Below are 21834 nucleotides of genomic sequence, written 5' to 3' on the forward strand. Positions count from 1 at the left end.
CACCCCTGCAATATTCGAGTATCAGATCCCCCTCATGATCCGTCGTCTCTCCGCAACGCTCGCCGCCGTCCTGCTCACCTCCGCCTGCGCCGCGCCGATGGCCTCGCGCCCCGGTCCGCAAGCCGCGACAAGCGAGCCCGTTACCGTCGGCATCATCGGCATCAACGACTTCCACGGTGCGATCGAACCGCCCAAGCAGTCGGTCTTCGTGCCCGACGGCAAGGGCGGCACCGTCGGCATACCAGCGGGCGGCGCGGCCTGGCTCGCCTCGGCGATCGACGGGATACGCGCGCACTATCCGAACAACGTCGTGGTCTCGGCCGGTGACATGATCAGCGCCTCGCAGTTCGCCTCGTCGGTCTATCTCGACGAGCCGACGATCGGCGTGATGAACCGCATCGGCGTCGCGTTCAACGCGGTCGGCAACCACGAGTTCGACCGCGGCCGCGACGAACTGCTGCGCATGCAGAACGGCGGCTGCGACAAGCATACCGCGCGCCAGCCCTGCCAGCTCGAACGATTCGCCGGCGCGCAGTTCAAATACCTCGCGGCCTCCACCAAGACCGAGGACGGCTCGACCCTGTTCCCCGCGACAGGGCTCAAGAGCTTCGGCGAGGGCAGCCGCAAGGTCACGGTCGGCTTCATCGGCCTGACCCTGAAGGGCACGCCCGAACTGGTCTCGGCCGCGGGGATCAAGGGCCTGACCTTCGCCGACGAGGCCGACACGGTCAACGCCGCGGTGCCGCAGCTCAAGGCGCAGGGTGCCGATGCCGTGGTCGTGCTGATCCACCAGGGCGGCAAGACCCCGGCGGGCAGCGATCCGAGCGGCTGCACCGATTTCATCGGCGATATCCAGCCGATCATCGATCGGCTCGACCCGGCGGTGGACGTCGTCGTCTCGGGCCACACGCATTGGGCCTATGTCTGCGACTATGCCGCGATCAATCCGGCCAAGCCCGTGCTGCTGACCAGCGCCGGGGTCTATGGCGAACTGGTCAGCGACATCGAGCTCAAGATCGATCCGGCAACCCACCGCGTGGTGAGCAAGAAGGCGCGCAACGTCGTCGTCCAGTCGCCGCCCTACACGGCGTCGCGCGGGCCCGTGCCGAACAGTGATCTGGTGCCGGTGATGCAGCCACGCGCCGACGTTCGCGACTATGTCGCGCGCTATGTCGAAGCGGCGAAGGCGTTCTCCGAGCGGACGATCGGCAAGCTCGCGGGTCCGGCGACGCGGCGCGAGATCGGCGACGTCGACTACGGCGGCCCGCTGGCCGGCCTGATCGCCGATGCCCAGCTCGCCGCAACCAAGGTCAACGGCGCGCAGCTCAGCTTCATGAACGCCTTCGGCGTGCGCGCGCCGCTGGTGCCTGCGGCCGACGGCAACGTCAGCTTCGGCATGATCTATGCGACCCAGCCGTTCAACAACCAGCTCGTCACGATGACGATGAGCGGCGCCGATCTGAAAGCCATGCTCGAACAGAGCTTCCAGGACAGCGGTCCCGAGCAGTTCCTGACGCCTTCGGCCGGCTTCACCTATACGGTCGACCGCAAGGCCGTCGCCGGTTCGCGCGTCTCGGCGATGAAGCTGGGCGGCAAGGTGATCGATCCCAAGGCCGACTACCGGATCACGGTCAGCGACTTCCTGTCGAACGGCGGCGACGGCTTCTCGGTCTTCGCGCAGCAGCGCGACAAGGTGCGCGGCGCCACCGACATCGATGCACTCGAAGCCTGGATCAAGGCCGTGCCGGTTCGCGCCGTGCCGAGCGAACGGCGCGTCCTGGGGCACTAGAAACCCGCGCCGTCGGGCCAGCCCGGCGCGGCCAGGCCCATGACCTTGAACAGCGCGCCCATCTGATCGGGCGTGGTCAGGCGGTCGCGCGCGATCGCGATGGCCTCGGCCTGGGCCGGCGCCGCGCGGCTCAGCGCCGCGGCGCGTGCCTCGATGCCGAGCGCGCGCAGCCAGGCGCCCTGCTCGGTGGTGCCGAGCCAGCGCGCGCCGCCGGCGCGTGCGACGTCGGCCAGGGTCGCAAAATCGACCAGCGCGGTGAGATCGGCCTCGCCGGGATCGACGAAGGGGTCGACCTTGCGATGCGCGCGCACCGCCTGCAAGGTCGATCCCGTCTGGAACGCCGCATGGCCATAGTCGACGAACAGCGCGGCGCCGCCCTGCGACGCGAGACGGCGGGCCACCTCGTCGACCACAGCGGCCGCGCCCGGGCAGGTCTCGATGATCGTGCCGGCCTCGGCCTCGCGCAGATGCTCGGGAACCGCCACGTCGATCGGCCGATCACCGATCACCGGGCGGAAGCCGCCATCCTCATGGCCGACCATCCGCTCGCGCCATCCGGCCTCGGCGCGCACGAGCTGGCGCACCGGCAGGGCATCGAGGAATTCGTTGGCGACGAGCAGGATCGGCGCGTCATCGGGCAGGGTCGACAGGTCGTCGTGCCATTGCGCCATGGGCACGGCTTCGCGCTGGACCGCACGCAGCGCCGGCGATCCCTCGACGAAATGAACCTGCGGCGCCAGCCCCGCCTTGCCGGCAGCCCGCAGGGCGTCGCGCGCCAGGGTGCCGCGCCCGGGGCCGAGTTCGACATAGTGCACCGTCGCCGGCGCCCCCGCCCGCTGCCATAGGTCCGCGAGCCAGAGCCCGATCAGTTCGCCGAACATCTGGCTGATTTCGGGCGCCGTGACGAAATCGCCGGCCGCGCCCAGCGGATCGCGCGCGGCGTAGTAGCGCGCGTTCGCCTCGCCCATGTACTGCATGATGCTGATAGGGCCGAAGTTGGCGATCAACCGCGCGAAGACCGTCGACAGCGGCTCCCGCCCGCTCCTGTCGGCACCGCTCATGCCGGGGCGACGGCCTCCCCCGCCCCGAGCGGCCGGCGCGTCAGCGCGCGCACGACGAAGAACAGGCCAAGCAGGATCAGCGGCACGGTCAGCCACTGGCCCATCGACAGGCCCGTGCGCATGGCGAATTCCTGGAGCTGGGCATCGGGCTCGCGGAAGAATTCGACGATGAACCGCGCGAGCGCGATGCCGAAGGTGAACACGCCGACGAGCAGGCCCTTGCGCCAGCGCGCGCGGGTCTTCCAGAACAGCAGGAGCATGACCACCATCATCACGAAGCCTTCGAGCGCGGCCTCGTAGAGCTGGCTCGGATGGCGCGGCAGCGGCCCGCCGTCGGGGAACACCATCGCCCAGGGCACGCCCGTGGCGACCTTGCCCCAGAGCTCGCCGTTGACGAAGTTGGCGAGCCGGCCGAACAGCATGCCGAAGGGCACGCAGACCGAGACGTAGTCGCCCACCCGGACGAAATCGAGCTTCCCGCGCCACGATACCCAGGCCATCGCCAGGACCGTGCCGATCAACCCGCCGTGGAAGCTCATCCCGCCATTCCACAGCTTGAGCAGTTCGGTCGGGTGCGCCCAGAGGCTGGGAATGCCGGTGTCGCCGCCCGTGTAGAACGTCGCATAGCCGAGCCGGCCGCCGAGGATGATGCCGAGCGTACAGTAGAAGAACAGATCGTCGGCATGGCGCTGCGCCATCGGCGCGCCGGGCACGCGCAGCATCCGCGTCAGGTGCCAATAGCCGAGAACGATGCCCGCGAGATAGGCGAGGCTGTACCAGCGCAGTGTGAAGAAACCGAGATCGATGCCGCGGGTCAGACCCAGGTCGACCCAATGGATCGGCGCACCGGCGGTGGCTGCGGCGGAAAGCAAGGACAACAAAGGTTTAACCCCATCGGCGTATGGTTGCGGAAAGCGAGTTCCCGCCTGGCCTTCTGGCATAGCGGCTGCCGCGATGTAAGCCGGCTTTTGACCGGCACCGAACAGGGATGAAAACCGGGCGCATGCCGAGCGAACTCGACCAGCGATTGACGGCCAAGACGGCGCGCGTCACCGCTTCCGGCACGCCTTTCGAGACCGGTTTCCTCGATCGTGGCGGTTCGCGTCTGCCCGTCTTCGCCCGTGCCCCGGAAACCCTGACCGAGCTGTTCGCTCGGTCCTGCGCAGAACACGCCGAAACCGAATTCCTCGTCGATGGCGACGTGCGACTGACCTATGCCGAAACGCACGCGCTCGCGCAGCGCGTCGCCGCCGGGCTGGTGACGCGGCATGGCGTGCGCCGCGGAGATCGCGTTGGCCTCGCCGCGCGCAATTCGGCGAGCTGGATCGTGCTCTACATGGGCGTGCTCATGGCCGGCGGCTGCGTGACCCTGCTCAACGGCTGGTGGGCCGGCAACGAGCTGGCGGGCGGTGTCGCCCTGGCCGAATGCTCGCTGGTCCTCGCCGATCGGCCGCGCGCCGAGCGGCTCGCCCAGGCCGGATCGGCGGCGCCGGTCGTCGTGTTCGAACACGGCCGGCCCGAAAGCGGCCTCGCCGCCTTGCTCGTCGGCGCGATCGAGATCTCAGCGCTGCCGACGCTGGACGCCGACGATCTGGCGACAATCGTGTTCACCTCAGGATCGACGGGCATGGCCAAGGCTGCGGTCTCCGACCACCGCGCCTTGGTCCAGGCGACCTACTCGTTCGTCGTTCAGGCGCAGGTGATCTTTGATGCGCTCGCACCCGATGGCGCCGAGCAGCCGCCGCAATCGGCGCTGGTCAGCGTGCCGCTGTTCCACGTCGCGGGCGAGATCGCGCTGTTCCTCCAGAGCTTCCTCGTCGGCCGCCGCCTGATCGTCATGCCCAAGTGGGACGCGCTCGAGGCGATGCGGCTGATCGAGTCCGAGCGGATCACCTTCTTCGCCGGCGTGCCTTCGATGAGCGTCGAGATCGCCAGTCATCCGGCACGCGGCGACTTCGACCTGACGAGCTGCGTGGGCTTTGCCGCCGGCGGCGCGCCGCGTCCCGTCCAGCATGTCGACCATCTGCGCGATTCGCTGCCCCACGCCGCGCATTTCCTCGGCTACGGCCTGACCGAGACCAACTGCGTCGGCACCTGCAACGTCGCCGACAACTATCTGGCCAAGCCGCGCAGCTCGGGCCCGGCCAGTTTCCCGCTCGCCGAAGTGGCGATCCTCGGGCCCGACGGCCTGCCGCTGCCGGCCGGCCTGCGCGGTGAGATCGCGGTGCGATCGGTCTGCAATATCCGCGGCTACTGGGGCAATCCGGACGAGACCGCCGCGGCCTTTCGTGACGACGGCTTTTTCCTGACCGGGGACATCGGCTATCTCGACGACGACGGCTATCTGTTCGTCGTCGATCGCAAGAAGGACATCATCATCCGCGGCGGCGAGAACATCGCCAGTGCCGAGGTCGAGCTGGCGCTCTGCGCCCATCCCGGCGTGGCCGAGGCCAGCGTCTTCGGCCTGCCGCACGATCGCTATGGCGAGGTCCCGGTCGCGGTCTATGCGATCCGCGACGGCCACCGCCTGAGCGAGCAGGAACTGCGATCGCACCTCGAGGCGCGCATCGCCGCCTTCAAGGTTCCCGTACGGCTCTGGCGCGAAAACGTCGCCTTGCCGCGCCTCGGCAGCGAGAAGATCGACAAGCAGGGGTTGAAAGCCCGCTATTCGCAGGACTGGGAAGGCGCTAAAGGCGCTCTATGAGCGCATCGCGGATACCCAACCAGCGTGCCATCGTCGACCGGCGCGCCCTGACCGATGCGATCGGCGAGGCTGTCCAGGAGAAAGGCGGCGCCGCTGCACGCCAGCGCGTGGTCGAGCTGCTGCGCGGTGCATTGGCCGCGGGCCGCGCCGAGATCGCACGCCGCCTCGCCGACAAGCCCTCGGCCGGCCACGACGTCGCCGAGGCGCAAGCCTTCCTGATCGACCAGATCGTGCGCATCATCCACGATCACGTCGTCGGTGACGTCTATCGCGCCAGCAACCGCTCTTCGGGCGAACGCCTGACGATCATGGCCGTCGGCGGCTACGGCCGCGGCGAGATGGCGCCGCATTCGGACCTCGACATAGCCTTCCTCACACCGATCAAGGCCACGGCCTGGTGCGAGCAGGTGATCGAGGCGATGCTCTATTTCCTCTGGGATCTGGGTCTCAAGGTCGGCCATTCGAGCCGCTCGCTGAGCGAGATGGTGCGCATGTGCCGTTCGGACCTGACGATCCGCACGGCCATGCTCGAGGGCCGCTACGTCTGGGGCGATCAGCCGCTCTACGAGGAAGGCACACGCCGCTTCTGGGCCGAAGTCGTCGCCGGCACCGAGCGCCAGTTCGTCGCCGAGAAGCTGGCCGAACGCAACGACCGGCACAAGAAGCTGGGCGACAGCCGCTACGTCGTCGAACCCAACGTCAAGGAGGGCAAGGGCGGGCTGCGCGACCTCCACACGCTCTACTGGATCGGCAAATACATCCACAAGGTGCGCGACGTCAGCGAACTCGTCACCGTCGGCCTGCTGAGCCAGGACGAATACCGCGCCTTCCGCCGCGCCGAATCGTTCTTCTGGGCCGTGCGCTGCCACCTCCACACGATCACCAATCGCGCCGAGGACCGCCTGACCTTCGACCTGCAGCGGGAAGTGGCGCTGCGGATGAATTTCTCGGATCGGCCGGGCAAGAGCCCGGTCGAGCGCTTCATGCAGTACTTCTTCCTGCAGGCGAAGGTCGTCGGCAACCTGACCGGGCTGTTCCTCGCCCAGCTCGACGAGCAGTTCGCCAAGCAGCCGCGCGGGCTGCTCGCCGGCTTCCGCGCGCGGCCGCGCATGGTGAAGGGCTATCGCGTCTTCGGCGGCAAGATCCAGGCCCTGGGCGACGACTGGTTCGAGCAGGATCCCGTGCGCCTGCTCGAGGTCTTCGCGATCGCCGACAGCGAGGGGTTGGAGATCCATCCCGAGACGATGCGCCTGGTCAGCCGCGACGCGCGGCTGATCAACGGCGACGTGCGCAAGGATCCGCGCGCCAATGCGCTGTTCCTCGACCTGCTGACCAGCCGCAACAATCCCGAGATGGTGCTGCGCTGGCTCAACGAAGCCGGCGTCTTCGGCCGGTTCATTCCCGACTTCGGCCGGGTCAACGCGCAGATGCAGTTCGACATGTACCACCACTACACGGTCGACGAGCACACGATCCGCGCGATCGGCCTGCTCGCACGGATCGAGAAGGGCGAGCTCAAGGCCGATCATCCGCTGGCACATGGCATCATCCACAAGATCGGCTCGCGCCGCGCGCTCTACTGCTCGGTGCTGCTCCACGACATCGCCAAGGGCCGCGGCGGCGACCATTCGGTGCTCGGCGCCGAGATCGCCCTGCGGCTGTGCCCGCGGCTCGGCCTCGATGCCGACGAAACCGAGCTGGTCGCCTGGCTCGTGCGCTATCACCTGCTGCTCTCGGCCACCGCGCAGAAGCGCGACTTGGCCGACTGGAAGACGATTTCCGACTTCGTCGAACAGGTCCAGTCGATCGAACGCCTGCGCCAGCTGACCCTGCTGACCATCGTCGACATCCGCGCGGTCGGGCCGGGGACCTGGAACTCGTGGAAGCGCCAGCTGATCGGTGAGCTTTATAACGCCGCCGAGGAAAGGCTGCGCCTGGGCCATGCCCAGCACGGCCGCGAGGAGCGTGTCACCGCCAAGAAGGCGCGCGTCGCCGAGCGCATGGGCGCGCAGGCCGCGCTGGTCGAAGACGCCGGCTCGCAGCTCGCCGACGCCTACTGGATCGCCGAGCCCGAGGACATCATCGTGATGAACCTCGAACAGCTCGCCGCCGCGGGCACGGCGCCGCTGACGATCGCCACCGAATACTACGCCGCGCGCGGCGCGACGCTCGTCACCGTGGTCGCAGCCGACCATCCGGGCCTGTTCTACCGCATCGCCGGCGGCATCCACCTGGCCGGCGGCAACATCATCGACGCGCGCATCCACACCGCCAAGAACGGCATGGCGGTCGACAACTTCCTCGTCCAGGACCCGCTCGGCCGGCCGTTCATGGAGGACAGCCAGCTCGCGCGGATCAAGGCGACGATCGAGGATGCCCTGGCCAACCGCGTCAAGCTCGTGCCCCAGCTCGCCGCGCGCCCGCTCGCCCGGCCGCGCGCCGACGCCTTCGAAGTGCGCCCCCGCGTCGAGTTCGACAACAAGGCCTCGAACCGCTTCACCGTGGTCGAAGTCAACGCGCGCGATCGCCCGGCCCTGCTCAACCGCCTGGCGCGCGCGCTGTTCGAGGCGCGGCTGATGGTCCATTCGGCGCATATCGCCACCTATGGCGAGCGCGCGGCGGATACCTTCTACGTCACCGACCTGCTCGGCGAGAAGATCGACGCACCCGCGCGGATCAAGGCGGTCGAGAAGAAGCTGCTTGAAGCCGCGAGCGAGGATTCGGTCGAGGTCGAGGCCGCCTAACGCGTCTGCCAGGCGCTGGCGGTATTCTCCTGCCAGTCGACGCGGTGGAGCAGCGGCGTGTCGTCGTCGGCGCGCAGCGGATAGCCGAGGCACAGGTAGGCCGAGAAGCGCCAGTCGGCCGGTGCCGCGAACAGCCGCGTCATCGCATCGGGATCGAGGATCGAGACCATGCCGAGCCCGACGTTCTCCGCGCGCGCCGCCAGCCACAAGGTGTAGACCGCCATGGCGGTCGACTGTTCGAGCGTCTCGGGCATCGACTGCCGCCCGAGCCCGTCACCCGCGTCGGGATCGAGCGCGGTGAACACCGCGAGCTGCAACGGCGCGGTGTCGAGCCCGGCGAGGACCAGCCGCTCGTACTCGGCCCGGCGTTCGTCGTAGACCGCCGCCGCCTCGGCATTCGTCACGGCGAACTGCGCGCGCACCTGGGCACGCAGTCCCCCGTCCTCGACCCGGATCACCCGCCAGGGCCGCGAATTGCCGACCGAGGGCGACAGTTCCATCGCCGCGTGCAGCCGCGCGATCAGATCTTCCGCCACCGGCCGCGGCTGGAACTCGCGCACGTCGCGCCGCCAGGCGAGCAGGCGGTGGAGCACTTCGCGATCGGACGGGGTGAACTGCATCGCGATCCCTCAACGCGCTTCGCCGCGGCCTGCCAAGCGAAATCGCGCGGAACACCGCGACGTTCCCGCCATTATCCTCGCATGACGCGCGTGCTCTTCTGGCAGCGGATCGATCTGCCCGGTCTCGAACGGCTCGAACTTTCGGCGGAGCCCGAGGGAATCACCGCGCGATCGACGGTGCTCTGCCAGGGCGAAGGCGGGTTTCGCCTCGATCACGTCTGGCAGCTTTCCCCCGATTGGCGCGCGCTGTCGGTCGCCGTCGAGCGCTGGGATGCGCAAGGGCACGGTCGGCTGCTGCTCGAACGCACGGACGACGGCTGGCGCGTCGACGGCTTGCCGCGCCCCGATCTCGACGGCGCCGAGGAACCCGACCTTTCGGTCACGCCGTTCTGCAACAGCTTCCCGATCCGCCGCTTGCCCGAAGGGCCAGGCGCCAGCCTGACGCTCGACACGGCCTTCATCGACGGGCCGGCGCTCACCGTCGCGCGCTCGCGCCAGCGCTACCACCGACAGGGCCCGGGACGCTGCCGTTATGTCGATCTCGGGCTGTCGGCGGGCTTCGAGGCCGATCTCCAAATCGACGACGACGGCTTGGTGCTCCGCTACGAGCACCTGTTCGAACGCCTGGACTAAGCCGAAGCGGCGCTCCGCAAGCGTGCGACGGCCACGTCGCGCCCGATCAGCGGCAGCAGCGCGGCCATGTCGGGTCCGTGATCACGCCCGGTCAGCGCCTGGCGCAGCGGCAGGAACAGCGGCTTGCCCTTGCGGCCCGTGGCTTGCTTGAGTTCGCCGGTCAGCTCCTGCCAAACGCTATCGCTCCACGGCACGGCGGCGAGCGTATCGGCCGCGAGTTCGAGATAGCCCTGGGTCTCGCCGTCGAAGGCCGGCGCATCGACGGCACCGGTGACGATCTGCCACCATTCGGCCGCCTCGCCGATATGCGCGAGGTTCGGGCGGATCGCGTCCCACCCGGCTTCGCTCATGCCTTCGGGCAGAAGGTGCGCGACGCGGGCGAAAGGCAGGTCGTGAACCACCGCGGCGTTGATCCGCTGCAGCTCGGCCTCGTCGAAACGCGCTGGCGCGCGGCCGAAGCGCGAGAGGTCGAAGCTCGCCGCCAGCGCCGCCGCGTCGAGCGCGGGATCGACCGGATCGGACGTGCCCAGCCGCGCGAGCAGCGCGATCAGCGCCTCGGGCTCGATCCCGGCCTCGCGCAGTTCGGCCATGCCCAGCGAGCCGAGTCGCTTCGACAGCTTGCCCTCGGTGCCGACGAGCAGCGCGGTATGGCTGAAGTTCGGCGCCGGCGCGCCAAGCGCGGCGAACATCTGCAGCTGGACCGCGGTGTTCGAGACGTGATCCTCACCGCGCAGCACGTCGGTGACGCCCATGGCGACGTCGTCGATCGCCGAGGGCAGCATGTAGAGCCACGAATCGTCGGCGCGGCGGACGACCGGATCGCTCATCTGCCGCGGATCGAAATGCTGCGGCCCGCGCACGCCGTCGGTCCATTCGATGGATTGCTCGTGATCGAGCAGGAAGCGCCAGTGCGGCCGCTCGCCGCCGGCCCACTTGGCGGCGTGGTCGGCCTCGGTCAGCTTCAGCGCGGCGCGATCGTAGATCGGCGGCAGGCCGCGACCGAGCAGGACCTTGCGCTTGAGCTCGAGCTCCTGCGCGCTCTCGTAGCAGCGATAGACGCGGCCGGCCTCGCAGAGCTTGGCGAATTCGCGTTCGTAGAGATCGAAGCGCGCCGACTGCCGCTCCTCGCCGTCGGGCACGAGCCCGAGCCAGGCGAGATCGGCACGGATGCCCTCGACATATTCCTCCCTGCTACGCTCGGCATCGGTATCGTCGATACGCAGCAGGAAACGGCCGCCGTGCTTCTTGGCGAGTAGCCAGTTGTGCAGCGCCGTGCGCACGTTGCCGACGTGCAGCGTGCCCGTGGGCGAGGGCGCGAAACGGGTGACCGTGCTCATGCCGTGCGGAACGCGTGGGTGATCGGATAGCGGCGGTCGCGGCCGAAGTTGCGCGTGCCGAGCTTGACCCCCGGGGGCGCCTGGCGGCGCTTGTACTCGGCCAGGTGGAGCAGGCGTTCGATGCGCGTCACCGTGGGCTTGTCGAAGCCTTCGGAGACGAGCTGGTCGACGCTCTTCTCGTGCTCGACGAGGCCGAGCAGGATCGGGTCGAGCACCTCGTAGGGCGGCAGCGAATCCGAATCCTTCTGGTCGGGGCGCAGCTCGGCACTCGGCGGCTTGACGATAATGTTCTCGGGAATGACCACGCCCTTGGCGCCGAGCCCGATCTTCGGGCGGTGCTGGTTGCGCCACTTCGAGATCGCGAAGACGGTCATCTTGTAGGCGTCCTTGATCGGGTTGTAGCCACCCGCCATGTCGCCGTAGATCGTCGCGTAGCCGACGCTCATCTCGCTCTTGTTGCCCGTGGTCATCAGCATGTGGCCGAACTTGTTCGACAGCGCCATCAGGGTCACGCCGCGCACGCGCGACTGCAGGTTCTCCTCGGTGATGTCGACGGCCCGGTCGGCGAAGCTGCCCGCGAGCATCTCGTCGAAACCGGCGACCGCCGGCTGGATCGGGATCACGTCGTGGCGGATGCCGAGCGCCTTGCAGCAGGCCGCGGCGTCGTCGAGGCTTTCCTGGCTGGTGAAGCGGCTGGGCAGCATGACCGCCCAGACGCGGTCGGGGCCGAGCGCGTCGGCGGCGATCGCCGCGCAGATCGCGCTGTCGATGCCGCCCGACATGCCGAGCACCACGCCGGGGAAGCGGTTGCGATCGACATAGTCGCGCAGCGCCATGGTCATGGCGCAGTAGATGTCCTCGGGATGATCGGCGAGTTGGGCGATCTCGCCCCGATCGCAGCGCCAGCCCTGCGCGGTCTTGGTCCAGCGGGTCTCGACCGCCTGCTCTTCCCAGTCGCGCATCTGCACGGCGAGGCCGCCGTCGCCGTTGACCACGAAGCTGGCACCGTCGAAGACCAGTTCGTCCTGGCCGCCGACGCGGTTGAGATAGGCCAGCGGCAGGCCGGTATCGACCGCGCGGCGCTTGGCCACGCCATCGATGCGCAGGGTGTCCTTGTCGATCTCGTAGGGGCTGCCGTTGATGCAGACGAAGATCTCGGCGCCGAAATCGGCAAGGTGGCGGCAGACGTCGGGCTGCCAGATGTCCTCGCAGATGGGCACGCCGATCATGGTACCGCGCACGATGATCGGCTCGGGCAGCGGCCCGGGCTGGAACAGCCGCATCTCGTCGAAGGTGCCGTAATTGGGCAGCTCGCGCTTGAACCGCGTCGCGGCGATCTTGCCCTGGTCGAGCAGGGCGACACCGTTGTGCAAGGCGCCGTCGCGCACGAAGACCGAACCGACCAGCATCGCCGGGCCGCCGTCGTTGGTCGCCTGGGCCAGCTTCTCGAGCTCGGCCTGGGCGCGCTCGATCAGCGCGGGCTTGAGGATCAGGTCCTCGGGCGGATAGCCGATGAGCTGGAGTTCGGGGAAAGCGATCAGGTCCGAGCCTTTCGCCTTGGCGCGCGCGGCCAGCATGCCCGCCGCATTGCCGGCAAGGTCACCGACCGACTGGTTGAGCTGGGCGAGCGTGATCTTGAGCGTATCGGGCATGGCGGTCTGATGCCGCCCCCCATCCGGTCATGCAAACGTTTTGCGTCGTGCAAACAAAAAGCCCTCCCGAGGCGGGAGGGCTTCTGCTTGGCCGCGGCGGCCAGATGGCCCGGTGAGCCCGCCGGGCGAGGCCAGGCTTTAGTGCTTGGCGGCGTCGGTCTTCTTCTCGGCGCTCATCGTCGCGGCTTCGGCCGCGCCGGAAGCAGCGGCACCGGCTTCCGAAGCGGCAGCGGCGGCATCGCCCGCGGCCTCCGAGGCATCGGCCACCGGCGTGGCGGCGGCATCGGCGGTGTTCATCGCTTCCTCGGCCGGCATTTCGACGTTTTCGGCCTGGGCCTCTTCGCTGGCCTTGTCCGAGCTGCCGCAAGCCGACAACGCCAAGGCGGCGATGGAAGCGAATGCGGCGTAAGCGATCTTCTTCATGCTAATCCCTTTTCGACTGGCGTGACGCAGTGCGGCCACGATCCGTGGAAACCCGCCCCCCTGCGGGCGCGGACACTAGTCGAGCCTCCAATACATCGCAAACGGCAATGGTTCCCGGCAGGACGGCTTCGGCGTTCCCCGTATATCTACCTAAACGGGTCGGGTTGAAGTCATATAAAGATTTCTTTATATGACCCTTGCAATGAAGATCGATCCCCTCCTGCGCGCTCTGGCGGACCCGACGCGGCTGCGCATCATGCGCCTGCTCAGCGCCATGGAGCTGGCCGTGGGAGAGCTCGCCCAGGTCCTAGCGCAAAGCCAGCCGCGCGTCTCGCGCCACGTGCGCATCCTCTGCGACGCAGGCCTGGCCGAGCGGCGCAAGGAGGGCTCCTGGGTGTTCCTGCGCAGCGCCATCGCCGAGCCGCGCGGGCCGTCGTCCTCCCCGTCGCTGGGCAGCGCCGCCGCCGGCTTGCTCGCCGCGGCCGAACGCGACGACGCCGGCTTCGCCGCGCGCTGCGGCGAGGATCGCCGCCACCTCGCCGCGATCCGCGCCTCGCGCGAAACCAGCGCCGAGGCCTATTTCGCCCGCCACGCCGAGGAATGGGACACCTTGCGCTCGCTGCATTCGCCCGACGGCCCGGTCGAGGCGGCGCTGGCGCGCGCGCTGGGAGAAGGCGATCTCGGTTCGCTGCTCGACATCGGTACGGGCACCGGCCGCATGGCCGAACTGTTCGCGCCGCGCAGCCGCCACATCACCGGGCTCGACAAGAGCCCCGAGATGCTACGCATCGCCCGCGCCCGGCTGCAGAACATCCCGGCCGAACAGGTCTCGCTGGTCCAGGGCGAATTCGGCGCCCTGCCCTTCGCCGACGCCAGCTTCGACACCGTGCTGTTCCACCAGGTGCTGCACTATGCGCTCGAACCCGAAGTTGCTCTGGCCGAAGCCGCGCGCGTCGCGCGGCCCGGCGGGCGCATCGCCGTGGTCGATTTTGCCGCGCACGACCGCGAGGAGCTGCGCGAGCGGCACGCGCATGCCCGCCTCGGCTTTTCCGACGAGCAGATGCTCGCGCTGCTGGCCGATGCCGGGCTCGCGCCCGAGCCGGCGATCGCGCTGCCCGGCACGCCGCTGACGGTAAAAATCTGGACGGCGCGACAGGATACGCGCAGGGGACCCGACGAAATGACCAAGACCGAGAAGACCGCCGGCCGATGACCGCCCCGATCGAAAGCTATCGCGCCCACGCCACCCCACTGTTCGCCGACGTCGCGGGCGACATCGACGTGTCGTTCGAATTCTTCCCGCCCAAGACCGAGAAGATGGAAGAGACCCTGTGGGAGTCGATCGAGACGCTCTCGCCGCTCCACCCGCGCTTCGTCTCGGTGACCTACGGCGCCGGCGGCTCGACGCGCGAACGCACGCACAACACGGTCGCGCGGATCGCGCGCGAGACCGCGATCCCGGCCGCCGCGCACCTGACCTGCGTCGATGCCACCAAGGAAGAGATCGACCGCATCGCCCAGGACTATTGGCAGGCCGGCGTGCGCCACATCGTCGCGCTGCGCGGTGATCCGCCGCGCGCGGGCGAGAAGTACCAGACGCATCCGGGCGGCTACGAGAACGCTGCCGACCTGGTCGCCGGCCTGACCAAGCTGCACCCGTTCGAGATCTCGGTCGCCGCCTATCCCGAGTGCCACCCGGATTCGCCGCATGCCGCGGCCGACCTCGACAATCTCAAGCGCAAGATCGACAACGGCGCGACGCGCGCGATCACGCAGTTCTTCTTCGAACCCGACACCTTCTTCCGCTTCCGCGACGACGCCGCCAAGGCCGGCATCGACGCCGAGATCGTCCCCGGCATCATGCCGGTGATGAACTATGCCTCGGTCGTGCGCATGTCGGGCATGTGCGGCACCCAGGTGCCCGGCTGGATGGAGCGCCTGTTCGAAGGCCTCGACGACCGCCCCGCCGCGCGCCAGCTCGTATCCGCGACCTTGGCGGCCGAGCTGTCGCGCCGGCTCTATGCCGGCGGCGTCCGCCAGTTCCATTTCTACACCTTGAACCGCGCAGAACTGGCCTATGCCATCTGCCACCTGCTGGGAGTGCGGCCGCGATGACCGTTCACGCCAATTCCGCCGAAGCCGATTTCCGCAAGGCCGCCGCATCCCGCGTGCTGGTGTTCGACGGCGGCTACGGCACCTCGATCCAGAAGTTCAAGCTCGAGGAGGCCGACTATCGCGGCAGCCTCGACCTGCCGATGGACCAGAAGGGCAACAACGACCTGCTGTGCCTGACGCGGCCCGACATCATCAAGGGCATCCACACCGCCTATTTCGATGCCGGCGCCGACATGGTCGAGACCAACACCTTCTCGTCGACGAAGATCGCCATGGCCGACTACGGCTGCGAGCACCTGGTCTGGGACATCAACGTCGCCGCCGCGAAGATCGCGCGCGAGGCGGCCGAAGAGGCGCAGGCCAAGGACGGCCGCCGCCGCTTCGTCGCGGGCTCGATCGGCCCGACCAACAAGACGCTGTCGCTGTCGCCCGACGTCAACGACCCGGGCTTCCGCGAGGTCGACTACGACGGCCTCAAGGCCGAATACCGCGAACAGTGCGACGCGCTGATCGCCGGCGGCGTCGACTTCCTGCTGATCGAGACCTGCTTCGACACCTTGAACGCCAAGGCCGCCGGCATGGCCGCGCGCGAGGCGGAAGCAGCCTCTGGACGCGAAGTGCCGCTGATGGCCAGCTTCACCATCACCGACATGAGCGGACGCAACCTCTCGGGCCACACGATCACCGCCTTCTGGTACGCGCTGCGCCACCTCAAGCCGCTGACCATCGGCGCCAACTGTGCCTTCGGTGCCGACCTGATGCGCCCCTACCTGACCGAGCTGGCCAAGACCTCGGACACGCTGATCCTCGCCTATCCCAACGCCGGCCTGCCCAACGAACTGGGCCAGTACGACGAGCTGCCGGCCAAGACCGCGCAGCTGATCGGCGAATGGATCGACGGCGGCCTGGTCAACGCGGTCGGCGGCTGCTGCGGCACGACGCCCGAACACATCGCCGCGATCGCCAAGGCCGTCGCCGAGGCCAAGCCGCGCGTGGTGCCGGTGCTCGAGCCGGTGACGCGCCTGGCCGGGCTCGAACCGTTCACCATGGCGGCCTGAGGCGATGTTCGACATCGCGGGTTGGAATATTCGGGAAGCGGGCGCCGACGATGCGCCAGCGCTGGCGCTCGTCGGCAGCGCGACGATCCTCGAAACCTATGCCGGCCTGCTCGAAATCGCCGACATGCTGGACTTCTGCGCGACGCAGCATAGCGCGCAAGCCTATCGCCGCTACATCGACGGCGGGGCGCAGGCCTGGCTGGCGGAAGCGCAAGGGACCGGCGTTCCGCTCGGCTATGCGCTGCTCTGCCCGCCCGAACTCGACGACGCGCGCGAAGGCGACATCGAGCTCAAGCGAATCTACGCGCTGACCCGGATGCAGGGCACCGGCCTCGGGCGAGCCTTGATGGACAAGGCGCTGGCGACCTGCTCCGGTTACGATCGTCTTCTGCTGGGCGTTCATTCGCGCAACACGCGTGCGCTGGCGTTCTACGAGCGCCAGGGCTTCGCCCAGATCGGCACGCGCGGCTTCCTCGTCGGCAAGGTCGAACACCACGACTTCGTGCTCGCCCGCCCTCTCAAAACTTCCGTCCAACTGGATCAGGCATGACCGACACCACCACCTCCACCCGGCCTGCCGGTTCCATGTTCGTCAACATCGGCGAGCGCACCAACGTCACCGGCTCGGCCGCGTTCAAGAAGCTGATCCTCGCGGGCGACTATGCCAAGGCGGTCGAGGTCGCGCGCCAGCAGGTCGAGAACGGCGCGCAGGTGATCGACGTCAACATGGACGAAGGCCTGCTCGACGCGGTCGTCGCCATGACCACCTTCCTCAAGCTGATCGCCGCCGAGCCCGACATCGCGCGCGTGCCGGTGATGATTGACAGCTCGAAGTGGCACGTCATCGAGGAGGGCCTGAAATGCGTTTCGGGCAAGCCGATCGTCAACTCGATCAGCATGAAGGAAGGCGAGGAACAGTTCCTCGAACACGCGCGCAAGTGCATGGCCTATGGCGCCGCCGTCGTCGTCATGGCCTTCGACGAGACCGGCCAGGCCGACACCAGGGACCGCAAGGTCGAGATCTGCGAGCGCGCCTACAAGCTGCTGACGGGCATCGGCTTTCCGCCCGAGGACATCATCTTCGATCCCAACGTCTTCGCCGTGGCGACGGGTATCGAGGAGCACAACAATTACGGCGTCGACTTCATCGAGGCGGTGAAGGAAATCCGCCTGCGCTGCCCGCACGTCCACTTCTCGGGCGGCCTCAGCAACCTCTCGTTCTCGTTCCGCGGTAACGAGCCGGTGCGCCGCGCGATGCATTCGGTGTTCCTCTACCACGCGATCCCCGCCGGGCTCGACATGGCGATCGTCAACGCCGGCCAGCTCGACATCTACGACCAGATCGACCCCGTGCTGCGCGAAGCCTGCGAGGACGTGATCCTCAACCGCAACCAGGACGTGCCCGAAGGTGAGCTGACCGCCACCGAAAAGCTCATCGAGATCGCCGAGAGCTACAAGGGCAAGAGCGCCGAGACCGAGAAGGCCGCCGAGGAATGGCGCGGCTGGGACGTCGTACGCCGGATCGAGCACGCGCTGGTCAAGGGCATCGACACCTATGTCGTCGACGATACCGAGGAAGCCCGCGCCGAAATCTCGGCGCGCGGCGGCAAGCCGATCGAGGTGATCGAAGGCCCGCTGATGGACGGCATGAACACGGTCGGCGACCTGTTCGGATCGGGCAAGATGTTCCTGCCGCAGGTGGTCAAGTCGGCGCGCGTGATGAAGAAGGCGGTCGCCTACTTGTTCCCCTTCATCGAGGCGGAGAAGGATCAGGGCGCCAAGGCCAAGGGCCGGATCATCATGGCCACGGTCAAGGGCGACGTCCACGACATCGGCAAGAACATCGTCGGCGTCGTGCTCCAGTGCAACGGCTACGAGGTGATCGACCTCGGCGTCATGGTGCCCTGGTCGACGATCCTCCAGGCAGCGAACGAGAACGAGGCCGACATCATCGGCCTGTCGGGGCTGATCACGCCCTCGCTCGACGAGATGGTCACCGTCGCCGAGGAGATGCAGCGCGCCGACATGAAGATCCCGCTGCTGATCGGCGGCGCGACGACGAGCAAGGTGCACACCGCGCTGCGCATCGACGTCGCCTATGAGGGCCCGGTCGTGCACGTCCTCGACGCCAGCCGTGCGGTCGGCGTCGCCTCGCAGCTCCTCTCGGACACGCAGGCCGAGGGCTTCGTCACGACCACGGCCGACGAGTACGAGCACATCCGCGACGTGCGCGCGGGCAAGGAGGGCTCGATCCTCCTCAACCTGACCGACGCGCGCGACAATGCGTTCAAGCCCGACATGCGCGACAAGGCGCCGCCGCCGGCACAGCCGGGCGTTCACGTCTTCGAGGAATGGGATCTTGCCGACCTGCGCGCGACCTTCGACTGGACGCCGTTCTTCCGCGCCTGGGAGCTCGCCGGCGTGTTCCCCGCGATCCTCGACGACGAGGTGGTCGGCGAGTCCGCGCGTAGCCTCTACGCCGATGCCCAGGCGATGCTCGACCAGATCGTCGCCGAGAAGTGGCTGACCGCCAAGGCGGTCTGCGGCTTCTGGCCCTGCGCGCGCGTCGGCGACGACGTCGTGCTGCACATCGAGGGCCCGCAACCGCCGCTGCACCTGCCGTTCCTGCGCCAGCAGATCCGCAAGAGCCGCGATCGCGCCAACTTCTCTCTGGCCGACTTCATCGACCACGACGGCGACTGGATCGGCGGTTTCGCCGTCGGCATCCACGGCATCGAGCCGCACCTCGAACGCTTCCGCGCGAACCACGACGACTACAACGACATCCTCTTGAAGGCCCTGGCCGACCGCTTCGCCGAAGCCATGGCCGAACGCCTGCACCAGCATGTGCGCACCGAGCTGTGGGGCTATGCCCCGGGCGAGCAGCTGTCGAACGAAGCGCTGATCAAGGAGCAGTACCGCGGCATCCGCCCGGCTCCCGGCTATCCGGCCTGCCCCGACCACAGCCTCAAGCCGATCCTGTTCGACCTGCTCAAGGCCGAAGAGAACGCCGGTCTGGTGCTGACCGAGAGCTATGCGATGCTGCCCACCGCGGCGGTCTCGGGCTTCTACTTCGCGCACCCCGAGAGCCAGTATTTCGGCGTCGCGCGGATCGGCCAGGACCAGCTCGAGGACTATGCCACGCGCCGCGGGGTCGATCTCAAGACCGCCGAACGCTGGCTGCGCCCGAATTTGGATTGATATCCTCCCCGGCACGGGGAGGTGGCAGCCCGCAGGGCTGACGGAGGGGGCTATCGGCTAAACGCGGCGTAAGCCTGCGAGCCCCCTCCACCACCCGCTACGCGGGCGGTCCCCCTCCCCGTTCCGGGGAGGATAATTACCCCCGTACGCCGTCGACCAGCTTCTCGCTCTCCTGCCAGAACCGCGCGACCGCCTCGGCATCGTCGACCTGCGGGTGCGGGGCACGCGGCGCGCGCTTTTCCCAGTAGCCGCCGCTGCTGCGGCCGGCCTCGTCGCCCAGCGCCAGCCAGATCAGCGTGTCCGCACCCTCGGCGACGGTCAGCTTGGCCAGCTTCTCGGTGTGCACGCGCGTCTCGGCCGGGGCATTGTCGAAGAACGGCGTGTCGGTGGCGCCCGGCGCCATCGCGTGGGCGACGATGCCGCTGCCGTCGAGCCGCGACGCCAGCGCGCGGGCGAACAGCACGTTGGCCAGCTTGCCCGTGCAATAGGCGAGGCCCGGATTGAACCGCGTGAGGTTCTGCATGTCGGCGAAATCGACCGGCAGACCCATCTCGCTGGCGTCCGAGGCGGTCATGACGATCCGCGTCGCGCCAGCGGGCGCATCGGCCGCGGCCGCGCGCAGCAGCGGTTCGAGCCCCTGGGTCAGCGCGAAGGGGCCGAGGTGGTTGCCCGCGAAATTGGCTTCGAGGCCTTCGCCGGTCATCTCCAGCCGGTCGGTCATGCCGCCGGCGTTGTTGACCAGCAGGTCGAGCCGATCGGTGCGCGCGGCGACGTCTTGCGCCAACCGGTCAGCCTCCGCGATCAGCGAGAGGTCCGCGCGCAGCATCTCGACCGAACCGCCTTCGGCCGCTGCGGCGATCTCGGCCTCAGCCGAAGCCATGCGCGCCGGATCGCGTCCCGTGGCGATGACCCGCCAGCCCGCGCCGACGAGCGCTTTCGCGACCTCCTTGCCGATGCCCGAACTCGCCCCGGTCACCACTGCCACTTTCTGCCTGTCGCTCATGTCTCGTCCCATCGTTGCCAACGGACCTTGGCCGCCACCGGCGCGGGGAGCAAGCCGTTCCCCTCGGGGCAAGTGTGGATCGCGCCGCGCCTATTTCGTCCCGGCCGGGCTTCTGTCATGGCGAGACCAACCATGAACGACGCTTCCTCCCCAGACCTATCGCCCGAGCGCTGGGCCACCGGCGACGCGCTCGGCCTTCCCGTGCCCGCCGATGCCGAGGCGCTGCGCGAGGGCGGCGCCGACTGGCTGACCCGCGCCTTCCACGCGATGGGCTCGCTCGCGCCCGACAATCGCATCACCGCAATCACCCGCTGCCAGAGCTTCGTCCAGGGCGGCACCGGTGCCAAGGCGCTGCTGTCGGTGGCCTACGAAAAGCCCGGTGCCGATCTCGCCGAGGATCTCTTCGTCAAGTTCTCGCGCAATTTCGTCGATGCTTCGATGGACGGCGCACGCTGGCACATGGGCCCAGAGATCCGCTTCGCCGCGCTGTCGCGCATGCCGGGCTTCCCCGTGGCCGTGCCCGACTGCCTTTTCGCCGACTACGAGGCCGAGAGCGGCACGGGCATTCTGATCACCCGCTGCATTCCTTTCGGTCAGGGCACGATCGAGCCGCAGTACGAAAAGTGCATGGATCACGTCATGCCCGAGCCGCTCGCGCACTACCGCGCGCTGATCGGCACCCTGGCGCGGCTGGCGGGCAGCCACAAGGGCGGCCACCTGCCCGAATACGTGGCGTCCGAGTTTCCCTTCGATCATGCCAAGGCGCTGGCCAGCGACCGCCTGCCCTATACGCCGCAGCAGGTGGCCAACCGCGTCGCGCGCTATGCCGCTTTCGCCGAGGAGCTGCCGCAGCTGCTGCCGCCCGAGATCCGCACGCCCGAATTCATCGCCCAGCTCGGCGAAGGCGCGGCGCTGTTCCAGACGCACGAGGATGCGATCAAGCGCTTCCTCCATGCCGATCCCGACCTGATCGCGCTGTGCCACTGGAACGCCAATTCGGACAATGGCTGGTACTGGCGCGACGAGACCGGCGAACTCCGGTGCGGCCTGCTCGACTGGGGCTCCGTCGGCCAGATGCACGTGGCGATGACCCTGTGGGGCTGCCTCTCCAGCGCCGAGCTGTGGATGTGGCGCGACCACCTCGACGAATTGCTGGCGCTGTTCGTGCGCGAATATGCCGCGGCCGGTGGCCCCTCGCTCGACCAGGCCGGGCTCAAGACGCACCTGCTGCTCTATACCGCGATGATGGGGCTGTGCTGGCTGATGGACGCGCCGCCGCGCGTGCGCCGCGAAGTGCCCGAGCTGGCGCTCTGCACCGGCCCGCTCGACCCGCGCATCACCGCCAGCGAGACCGCGCGCGTGCAATTGCAGATGATGACCAACTTCCTCGCCTTCTGGCAGCGCGAGGACCTGACCGGCACCCTGAGCCGACTGTTCGCGGCGGTATAAGTCCGATCTCGATTTTCATCAGTTTTTACAGCACTTTAAATGCCC

Annotated in this window: 17 protein-coding genes; 10 read left to right on the plus strand and 7 right to left on the minus strand. The window is 68.4% G+C overall.

What is annotated here, in order from left to right; all coding sequences use genetic code 11:
- Positions 1-34: 34 nt before the first annotated feature.
- Positions 35-1789 carry a bifunctional metallophosphatase/5'-nucleotidase gene (locus OLX23_RS07940; protein ID WP_264444261.1) on the plus strand — a complete coding sequence of 585 codons (1755 nt, stop codon included), beginning with the start codon at positions 35-37 and terminating at the stop codon, positions 1787-1789.
- Here OLX23_RS07940 and OLX23_RS07945 read toward each other — a convergent pair.
- Positions 1786-2850, minus strand: a complete 1065-nt coding sequence (locus OLX23_RS07945; RefSeq protein WP_264444262.1) for a class I SAM-dependent methyltransferase — start codon at positions 2848-2850, stop codon at positions 1786-1788. The two genes, OLX23_RS07940 and OLX23_RS07945, sit on opposite strands and share 4 nt — an antisense overlap.
- Complete coding sequence (gene lgt / locus OLX23_RS07950) at positions 2847-3791, minus strand: prolipoprotein diacylglyceryl transferase (RefSeq protein ID WP_413629788.1); 945 nt, start codon at positions 3789-3791, stop codon at positions 2847-2849. The genes OLX23_RS07945 and lgt overlap by 4 nt, the downstream gene beginning before the upstream one ends.
- Positions 3792-3853: 62 nt before the next feature.
- Between lgt and OLX23_RS07955 the strand changes: the two genes are divergently transcribed.
- Positions 3854-5554 (plus strand): class I adenylate-forming enzyme family protein, encoded by a 1701-nt coding sequence (locus OLX23_RS07955; RefSeq protein WP_264444264.1) that lies wholly within the window; start codon positions 3854-3856, stop codon positions 5552-5554.
- Positions 5551-8298 (plus strand): [protein-PII] uridylyltransferase, encoded by a 2748-nt coding sequence (locus OLX23_RS07960; protein ID WP_264444265.1) that lies wholly within the window; start codon positions 5551-5553, stop codon positions 8296-8298. The genes OLX23_RS07955 and OLX23_RS07960 overlap by 4 nt, the downstream gene beginning before the upstream one ends.
- Here the strand turns inward: OLX23_RS07960 and bluB are convergent.
- On the minus strand, positions 8295-8918 hold the full coding sequence (gene bluB, locus OLX23_RS07965) for a 5,6-dimethylbenzimidazole synthase (protein ID WP_264444266.1): 624 nt from the start codon (positions 8916-8918) through the stop codon (positions 8295-8297). The genes OLX23_RS07960 and bluB overlap by 4 nt on opposite strands.
- Positions 8919-8999: 81 nt before the next feature.
- Between bluB and OLX23_RS07970 the strand changes: the two genes are divergently transcribed.
- Positions 9000-9551 carry a putative glycolipid-binding domain-containing protein gene (locus OLX23_RS07970; protein WP_264444267.1) on the plus strand — a complete coding sequence of 184 codons (552 nt, stop codon included), beginning with the start codon at positions 9000-9002 and terminating at the stop codon, positions 9549-9551.
- Here OLX23_RS07970 and gltX read toward each other — a convergent pair.
- From gltX to OLX23_RS07985, 3 genes are all read right to left on the minus strand, one after another.
- Entirely contained in the window at positions 9548-10888 is a 1341-nt protein-coding gene (gltX, locus tag OLX23_RS07975) for a glutamate--tRNA ligase (protein WP_264444269.1), read from the minus strand. The two genes, OLX23_RS07970 and gltX, sit on opposite strands and share 4 nt — an antisense overlap.
- Positions 10885-12540 carry an NAD+ synthase gene (locus tag OLX23_RS07980; protein ID WP_264444270.1) on the minus strand — a complete coding sequence of 552 codons (1656 nt, stop codon included), beginning with the start codon at positions 12538-12540 and terminating at the stop codon, positions 10885-10887. Before OLX23_RS07980 ends, gltX begins: the two co-directional genes overlap by 4 nt.
- A 138-nt stretch (positions 12541-12678) precedes the next feature.
- Complete coding sequence (locus OLX23_RS07985; RefSeq protein ID WP_264444272.1) at positions 12679-12963, minus strand: hypothetical protein; 285 nt, start codon at positions 12961-12963, stop codon at positions 12679-12681.
- Between the two features lie 202 nt (positions 12964-13165).
- On the opposite strand from OLX23_RS07985, the gene OLX23_RS07990 reads away from it, so the two are divergent.
- The 5 genes from OLX23_RS07990 to metH are packed head-to-tail and all read left to right on the plus strand — an operon-like array spanning position 13166 to position 19337.
- On the plus strand, positions 13166-14176 hold the full coding sequence (locus OLX23_RS07990; RefSeq protein ID WP_264444274.1) for an ArsR/SmtB family transcription factor: 1011 nt from the start codon (positions 13166-13168) through the stop codon (positions 14174-14176).
- Positions 14173-15078 (plus strand): methylenetetrahydrofolate reductase, encoded by a 906-nt coding sequence (gene metF, locus OLX23_RS07995; RefSeq protein WP_264444276.1) that lies wholly within the window; start codon positions 14173-14175, stop codon positions 15076-15078. The genes OLX23_RS07990 and metF overlap by 4 nt, the downstream gene beginning before the upstream one ends.
- Positions 15075-16136: a homocysteine S-methyltransferase family protein gene (locus tag OLX23_RS08000; protein ID WP_264444277.1), complete on the plus strand. Its 1062-nt coding sequence runs from the start codon at positions 15075-15077 to the stop codon at positions 16134-16136. The genes metF and OLX23_RS08000 overlap by 4 nt, the downstream gene beginning before the upstream one ends.
- Positions 16137-16140: 4 nt before the next feature.
- Entirely contained in the window at positions 16141-16686 is a 546-nt protein-coding gene (locus OLX23_RS08005; RefSeq protein ID WP_264444278.1) for a GNAT family N-acetyltransferase, read from the plus strand.
- Entirely contained in the window at positions 16683-19337 is a 2655-nt protein-coding gene (gene metH / locus OLX23_RS08010) for a methionine synthase (protein WP_264444280.1), read from the plus strand. The genes OLX23_RS08005 and metH overlap by 4 nt, the downstream gene beginning before the upstream one ends.
- 136 nt (positions 19338-19473) lie before the next feature.
- On the opposite strand, the gene OLX23_RS08015 is transcribed toward metH, so the two are convergent.
- Positions 19474-20340 (minus strand): SDR family NAD(P)-dependent oxidoreductase, encoded by an 867-nt coding sequence (locus OLX23_RS08015; RefSeq protein ID WP_264444282.1) that lies wholly within the window; start codon positions 20338-20340, stop codon positions 19474-19476.
- A gap of 132 nt (positions 20341-20472) precedes the next feature.
- Between OLX23_RS08015 and OLX23_RS08020 the strand changes: the two genes are divergently transcribed.
- Positions 20473-21789 carry a hypothetical protein gene (locus tag OLX23_RS08020; protein WP_264444284.1) on the plus strand — a complete coding sequence of 439 codons (1317 nt, stop codon included), beginning with the start codon at positions 20473-20475 and terminating at the stop codon, positions 21787-21789.
- Positions 21790-21834: the final 45 nt, after the last annotated feature.

It is taken from the genome of Novosphingobium sp. JCM 18896, from assembly GCF_025938095.1.
Classification (GTDB): domain Bacteria; phylum Pseudomonadota; class Alphaproteobacteria; order Sphingomonadales; family Sphingomonadaceae; genus Novosphingobium.

Bases quoted from the DNA above. Each gene is read 5' to 3' on its own strand.
- OLX23_RS07970 (WP_264444267.1), top strand. From the start codon at position 9,000: ATGACGCGCGTGCTCTTCTGGCAGCGGATCGATCTGCCCGGTCTCGAA.
- OLX23_RS08005 (WP_264444278.1), top strand. From the start codon at position 16,141: ATGTTCGACATCGCGGGTTGGAATATTCGGGAAGCGGGCGCCGACGAT.
- OLX23_RS07960 (WP_264444265.1), top strand. From the start codon at position 5,551: ATGAGCGCATCGCGGATACCCAACCAGCGTGCCATCGTCGACCGGCGC.
- gltX (WP_264444269.1), bottom strand. From the start codon at position 10,888: ATGAGCACGGTCACCCGTTTCGCGCCCTCGCCCACGGGCACGCTGCAC.
- OLX23_RS07955 (WP_264444264.1), top strand. From the start codon at position 3,854: ATGCCGAGCGAACTCGACCAGCGATTGACGGCCAAGACGGCGCGCGTC.
- OLX23_RS07980 (WP_264444270.1), bottom strand. From the start codon at position 12,540: ATGCCCGATACGCTCAAGATCACGCTCGCCCAGCTCAACCAGTCGGTC.
- OLX23_RS07990 (WP_264444274.1), top strand. From the start codon at position 13,166: ATGAAGATCGATCCCCTCCTGCGCGCTCTGGCGGACCCGACGCGGCTG.
- OLX23_RS07945 (WP_264444262.1), bottom strand. From the start codon at position 2,850: ATGAGCGGTGCCGACAGGAGCGGGCGGGAGCCGCTGTCGACGGTCTTC.
- bluB (WP_264444266.1), bottom strand. From the start codon at position 8,918: ATGCAGTTCACCCCGTCCGATCGCGAAGTGCTCCACCGCCTGCTCGCC.
- OLX23_RS08020 (WP_264444284.1), top strand. From the start codon at position 20,473: ATGAACGACGCTTCCTCCCCAGACCTATCGCCCGAGCGCTGGGCCACC.
- metF (WP_264444276.1), top strand. From the start codon at position 14,173: ATGACCGCCCCGATCGAAAGCTATCGCGCCCACGCCACCCCACTGTTC.
- OLX23_RS08015 (WP_264444282.1), bottom strand. From the start codon at position 20,340: ATGAGCGACAGGCAGAAAGTGGCAGTGGTGACCGGGGCGAGTTCGGGC.
- metH (WP_264444280.1), top strand. From the start codon at position 16,683: ATGACCGACACCACCACCTCCACCCGGCCTGCCGGTTCCATGTTCGTC.
- OLX23_RS08000 (WP_264444277.1), top strand. From the start codon at position 15,075: ATGACCGTTCACGCCAATTCCGCCGAAGCCGATTTCCGCAAGGCCGCC.
- lgt (WP_413629788.1), bottom strand. From the start codon at position 3,791: ATGCCAGAAGGCCAGGCGGGAACTCGCTTTCCGCAACCATACGCCGAT.
- OLX23_RS07940 (WP_264444261.1), top strand. From the start codon at position 35: ATGATCCGTCGTCTCTCCGCAACGCTCGCCGCCGTCCTGCTCACCTCC.
- OLX23_RS07985 (WP_264444272.1), bottom strand. From the start codon at position 12,963: ATGAAGAAGATCGCTTACGCCGCATTCGCTTCCATCGCCGCCTTGGCG.